This is a genomic window from Candidatus Hydrogenedentota bacterium (genome assembly GCA_012523015.1).
Taxonomy (GTDB): domain Bacteria; phylum Hydrogenedentota; class Hydrogenedentia; order Hydrogenedentales; family CAITNO01; genus JAAYBJ01.
In genome coordinates, this window is record JAAYJI010000075.1 from 1 (window position 1) to 6605 (window position 6605).

The following is a 6605-nucleotide window of genomic DNA, read 5'->3' on the forward strand; positions in this document are numbered from 1 at the left end:
ATTTAATCCACAACCACCTACAAGACAGCTGTTTTACTCGTTATACAAAGAATAATGCCTTATTGTAAAGAATTATACCCTATATTAACGCCCTAGTGTTTTATGTTTGTTCAATAATTCAATTGAATAAAAGGGAGATTAATTCCAAATGGGGCTTTGGTGAATGAAGGCTATTGGCACACTGAAGCGGTCAATGAATCATTGCTTTGACTTGATACTTTGTCACTAAGTTTCATTGATAAAATCGATATGTAGTGCCCATATAACCCCTTATCGCCTGCCCATCCCTTCTTTTACTGTGAAAGGGCAGTCAAAAAAAAGAGGTAAAGGGGCAAGTTAATCTTTGGTCTAAACGCCGCATTTGGAGCGCTGCTGCTATTATCTCCCGGCTTTATCGCCTTCGTCAAAAGAAATGAATTGTCGGATTGCGCTTTTATCTTCTTCTGTGACGTGTGGGAAAAAAATAGCAATTTTGAAGTTATCATCTCCCAACTCATCCTGATCACAGCGCACGACAATTCCCGGTGTTTCCAGGCGATAGTCAACGGGTTTAGGCAATTCTATAATAACCCCGATTTTAGTCATCAGCGCGACGGGTTTGATGGTATGGCATAAAACACCGGATTCACTGATGTTATCCACGTGATTGAGCACGCCCGGATCCCCATCATCAAATTTCACCTGCAGATTACGTTGACAGCGTGTATATCGCCGACGTTCATGTCCATTAAATGTGCTCATTACTTCCTCATCTTTCCGGTTGTGATGGCAAGGATAATGACAGTGCTGCCATTCTCATTACTATGGGTACCAGACCGGGATTTTTCCTTTTGGAATCACCGTGTCTGCAAGTATCGCGTTCACCACAAGACTGTATGTTGCCTTAACTTATTGAATTGTAATCGTTTTTTCGGATTCGAGATTGTTTAATAAGTCTTCTTTTTTAAACCACGTGGGCTTCATTTTCCGTTCACTGTAAAGTTTTTCCGCCTGATCCACGTAATGGGGCGAATCGGGATGTCCGCTTTGTCCCCAAGCCACCACACTATAGGATTCAATACCGTCTTCATGGAGGAATGAGATCATGAGCGTGCTCGATCCGCTTCGGGCAACATATTTGCCCGAACCTTTGGGTGTTTCTCGGGAAGAAATGTCAAAGACTGTTTCGGAAAAATTCTTTTTGTCTTTTCCACCGCCAAAATCGGCTCCTTGGGTGGGGAAGAACTTGTCGCCCCGACCTACCACGTGAATTTCGCCCCAAGGCACTGCAGCGGCTCCATAAGTCTCTTTTAATTCAGCCACAGTTTCCTGTAACAGTGCTATCATTTTGCTGTGATCTTCTTGGGAAAGGGGTTGTTCATCGGCGATGGCTACAATATCAATTTCGTTTTCACATTTCAAGCGCCAAAATTTCATGGTGGTGGCGGCAGTGACTGTCTTGGTGTAGCGTCCGTCCCATGCCAAACAATCTTGTACCGCTTTGGCGAGTTCGGGATCTGCTCCCACCTGCTGTTCCATGGTTTCGGCGGCGGCTTTCAGCGCTTCCTGCCAGCGCGTGGCAAGGATATCATAGTTGTCGAGGGTATAGTCTATGGCAGCCTCTTTGGTAATAAGGGGATCTGCGTCAAGCAATTCTAATAAGCGCTTTCCTCGGGGGCTGTCTTTATCCCAAAGCACGTTATAGATATAGTTTTTATAGTTGTCGGGCGTCATGGGAGAATCGACCATCATCACGGCAGGGCTGACGTTACAGTTTTGGAAATATCCTTGAGGCGGGTTTTTCACTTGCACAAGGTCGGCAATATCGTGAATGCCCAACCAACGCGTCGCATCAGAGCCGCCGGGAACAGGAACCGACCAATCATAGTTGCCTTCAGGACGGATAGGCGTACGGCCTGTACGGACATAGCCAATATTACCGTCGCGATCGGCAAAGAGTATATTTTGTTCCATGAATTGATTCATACCCAAGGCATTGTAAAATTCGTCGTAATTGCGCGCTTGTGCCATGGCGTACATCTGTTCCATCATCCCGACTTGATCATAGTAGGGGGTGGCACCGCAATAGGCGATCCCTTTTTCAACGTCGGGAAATTCCAATACAGGCCCATAGAGTGAATAGAGGGCAGGCTTATTTTGTGTTTTACCATCCTTCACTTCTATGCTGATAATGTCCACTTCCATGGGATGCCAAGCGCCATTGTATTCATATTCAAGCAGACTATAGGGTTTGAGCTTGACCATATAGACGTCGGAAGTATCGGGTCCACCGGTCGTGCATGCCCAAGAACAGTGGGCACTATGCCCTAAGACGGGTAAAGGCGAACCTACAATAAAGTAGCCGCACAGATCCTCGGCCTTCGTATGCATTTGTGCTTCGTAAAAGACTGCCATCCCTTCCCAAGTGAGATGGGGATCGGTCATGAGAATGGGACAACCTTCGGCGGAACGTGAAGGGGCGACGGCATAGGCATTGGATCCGAAGCCCGGCGCTTGATGTTTCGCTTTCACTTCATCTTGCAGCACACCGAGGGGCCAGTTCAGCAGCATGGTACGGCCAATGGCAACACAATGCCAGCCGTATAAGGGTGTAGCCGAATCCAAATCTTTATCGGGATTTTCCTTCACATAAGACGCAACGCCTTTCATAAAAGAATCACAAATATCCCGTATGTTTGCAGGGGCATTATCCCAATACTGTTCACAAAATTCAGCGTTCTTAAATACGCGCAGATAAAAGTCTTGATCGACAAATTCTTCTCCATAAGCGGCCGCCATGGTACCGGTGGCGGTACGCACGTTCTTGTAGATGTCTTCCAAACGATCTTCCGCCTGGGCATATCCCAAGGCATAGGCGGCTTCAACCAAGCTGTCTGCATAGACATGGGGCACGCCCCAGGTATCGCGGTATAAGGTCGCGTCCTGCGCCTGTGCGAAGGCGAAAGCATGGACAAGAATAAGGCTTAAAAAACAGCAAGAAAATACTCCGAGATACTTCATCTCATACTCCTCAAGGTAAAAGCAGGCGTAGTTGTAATTAGATGTTTAAGGGTCAGTGTGTCTGATTATAACAATATGACGCGTAAATGCGAAGTTGATTGATTATGTAAAATAGTTTGGGAATTTCTGCAAGTCGTGGCGGCGCTTCTGCGAAGCCCTTGGGCTTGACCGTTGATTTAAGAGAAACCCTCTTATAACGAAGCTATACTTAAAAAAAACGAAGGGTGTAGACCTGCGCGGGGACGCAGACCTACACCCTCATTATCAGTGGAAATTTAACACTTCCTATCACAGCAAGATCTTCATTTGCCGTGTCTAGCTTCATTTTTATGAAATCTTCAATTCAGAAATTTTATTCGCGTTTTTCATCCTGACGTATGGCACGTGCTCGGCGATCATAAATAATACGGCCGCGCAGCTCATTTTGCGTCGAGAATTCGCCTCCACGATAATCAATAAGACCATCATTATTGAAATCGGCTCCATTACCGGACTGTACTGTTGCGATGATTTCGAAGACATCGGATCGTGTGGTCAACGTATTGCCCATACGTCGGAGCCGTTCTATAATCTCTTCGAAACGTGCTTCGTAGATGTTGACAGGATTAATCGCATCGGGCGGCGCAATAAAACGACCTCCGGGAATTCCAAGATTACTCAAAGGCCATGGCCCATCACTATGATCGGCGCGGACAAGACCGCCCTTAAAGATGCCGTCCATTAATTCCGCTTGATTCTTGTAGTAACGACCGTCGGGATGTTCTTCACGTCCTTCAAGCATCAACGCCACTAAGCGCAGTAAGGCGCGGCCATGTATATTTTTCGACCAGCTGGGTGTATATTGTTCCGTTGGCGCTAGCAACGGGTAGGACTGATTCCTGAGCGGCGGCACCCGATACACATTTTCGCCTGCTGTGGTACCCCATAAGTCATAGAGCATCTCCAACTCTTCGCCCGTCGACCAGGTCTTTCGGAAAGGATCAAGATTGGGATAACTCGCTTTTGGAATTTCCATGTGCGGTAAGCCCAAAGCCGCATTGTCGTAGGGCGGCAAGTTTCTGTCGCCCGTAACATTGAGCACATTGGACACGCCCGGTAAGCCCATGAGCACGTTGAAGAGTTCGACACCCCAATTAGGTTCCGTGCTGCTGATTCCGGCACCGCTCACTACAGGGCGCTGTGTTTCCGCCGTATTGATGTTGACGACACCCCGTGTACGCGGAGCGGGCGCGAGTATCACACGGGTCACGCATGCGATTTCCGAAGGGCTGCCGTTATTGCGAACGCGCAAGGCGAGGAAGTTATCGGTCACGTGTACAGGGATAGGCTGCCACGATGCTCCGGCACTGTAGAGAAGAATGCCTTCCTTGTCGGGTCGTTCGACTTGACCACGGGCAATCCTGTCATCACCGCCATCCCCTTCTTTACCCCAATCCGCGGGATGGGCCAATCCATAGACGCCTGCGACGGGATCACGGCGGAGTCTTCTGTCACGCATTCGTTCGGCATCGCGTCGATTGGTAATCAGTTCAAAAGCGAGTCGGGGCGCAAAGCGTTCGTGTTTTCCGCTTGTCTGAAGCGATTGATAGCTGTCCGGGTCAAGATTTAAGATAGGGGAACCGCTATTGTGGAGTAAATTAATCTTTTGTGTCTGCAAACCAACTTGAGCAAGATCTGATAAGCTTTCTGCTTGCCGCAACCGATCTTCCATGCCGGGAATGAAGGTTCCCACATAGGCGATATAGCTGCCGTTTTCGAGTCCACTGTCACTGTCCCACACAAAAAGAGCTTCCGGCCTGTTCTGTTCGCCAACGATGGGATCATACTTACTGACATACATGACAGCACGGTTAGCGGCGGCCGTGTTTTCATAGGTTTCGGGATAGATCGACGCAACCCTGGGCACAGGCCAGCGCGGCCAGATATTGTCTGCTAAATAATTATTGATATTATTACGATTGTTGGCTTGAAGTTCTGAAAGGGCGTCGGGGAAATATTTCGCGATATAATAGTCTCCGTTAAAAATATATCGGGGCTTAATTAATGAATCTATGGACGCCGGCAATCTGTAAGCTACAGGCGGATTAGGAGCCGGATAAATGCGTCTCGGATAGTTCACCACTTGCCAGGGGATTTCAAGTTCCGGTCCATGAGGTGTCGGCATAGGCAAATCCAACAAGAATACAGGTGTCCAATTATGGGGCAAACTATTCCCCGGGCTTAGGAACAAAGCTCGCAGCTCATCGACATCAAAGGCGCTCTCTGTAACCGGATTGTAGGCGTCGGGCAACGCCGGCCAAATGGGCACAACACGGGCTTGTCCGACCGTTAAAACGACAGGATCCATGGTGGACGCAGCTATCACCTCAGCGGCCAGAGAATCGGGGTCAGGACTGGTTTTATCTACCCGTATACTGGATATGCCGCCGCCCTGCACTGCTTGACTTGCGTAGACAGCACTGAGATCCGGATCATAACCGTAAACGACACGCAAAATATCATTGGATACAAAAACAGAACGGGGATCACCGGAGGCGCTTGAGACATTAGGCAACACGGGCATATTGTCCATTTCCAAGGCGAAGTAGCGTGTGTTAAGGGGCGACACCGCCATACGGGGGAAATAATGCCCGTCACTGCGCACATTGAATCGAGGCCCTTCAATGATGCGTTCGAAGGAAAGGAAGGGCAAAGTAGCGAGGTCGACGGGCGTATTGTAGACGCTTTTCTTCAGACCTATATTGCGTAATGCCCAATCAAGCGCAGGCCGTCGTTCGAGTGCAGCTTGAGTCAAGCCGTTGTTACCAAGATCGAAATTGCGTTGAATTAAATCGTGCCCCGTATTGCGGTATGCATCGAGTCCGGCGAATTGGTGTCCCACCCGTTGGTTGTAGTTATGGTCAAGATCATCATTTAAATTCAATGCGAAACCGGCAGAGGCAAGATCCGGCGGATTCTCCCAAAGGCGCGCCTGCGTATTCATGCGCAAGGGTGAACCGTAAAGGGCGTGACCGAAAAGCTGATGTGCCCGGCGCTCATTGAAGGGATTATTATTTAACGCATCTTTGAAACGGGGAAATACGAATCGCGTTCCTTTGGTAAATCTACCTGTCGTATTATCGTAGAAATGCGTAATGCCGGGAGCATCAAAGGAACTTTCCCCCCCGTCGGGATCCCACAAGTGATGAAACGCGCCGAGACCTGATTGGAAAAGACTCATACTGTCTGCCCAGTCATCATAAGCGCCATCGGTAGGCGTCCAGCGGTTCGTGGTACCGAAACGGTCTCCGTGATAGAGGGGATGTTTGCGTTCCAATGAACGGTAAAAATCCAAGCCCATATGATTGGGCAGCCAGAAAGTTGGTTTGCCGGGATCATTGGCCGCGAACAGCGCAGGCGGATGCAAACATACCTGATCGGTAGCGCCTATCTCCCCGGAAGGTCCTCGCCAAACAATCTGACCTAACGCATCACTCTCATAATTACTAAAGCCATCTACAACATAAGGGGAAGGCACAATGTCATCAAGGGTACGGATGATAACATCATATTCTCGGTAGCTGACTTGATCGGCAATGCGGTTATGATCGGGATGTCCTACATAG

General features: G+C 48.7%; 3 protein-coding genes. All 3 read right to left on the bottom strand.

The genetic code is table 11. From position 1 onward, the window contains the following. Positions 1–378 precede the first annotated feature (378 nt). Entirely contained in the window at positions 379–741 is a 363-nt protein-coding gene (locus tag GX117_03070; GenBank protein ID NLO32326.1) for a PilZ domain-containing protein, read from the bottom strand. A 147-nt stretch (positions 742–888) separates the two neighbouring features. Next, positions 889–3000: a penicillin acylase family protein gene (locus GX117_03075; GenBank protein ID NLO32327.1), complete on the bottom strand. Its 2112-nt coding sequence runs from the start codon at positions 2998–3000 to the stop codon at positions 889–891. 352 nt (positions 3001–3352) lie between these two features. Further along, positions 3353–6605, bottom strand: a 3253-nt coding sequence (locus GX117_03080) for a hypothetical protein (GenBank protein ID NLO32328.1), incomplete at its 5' end; no start/stop codon positions are given.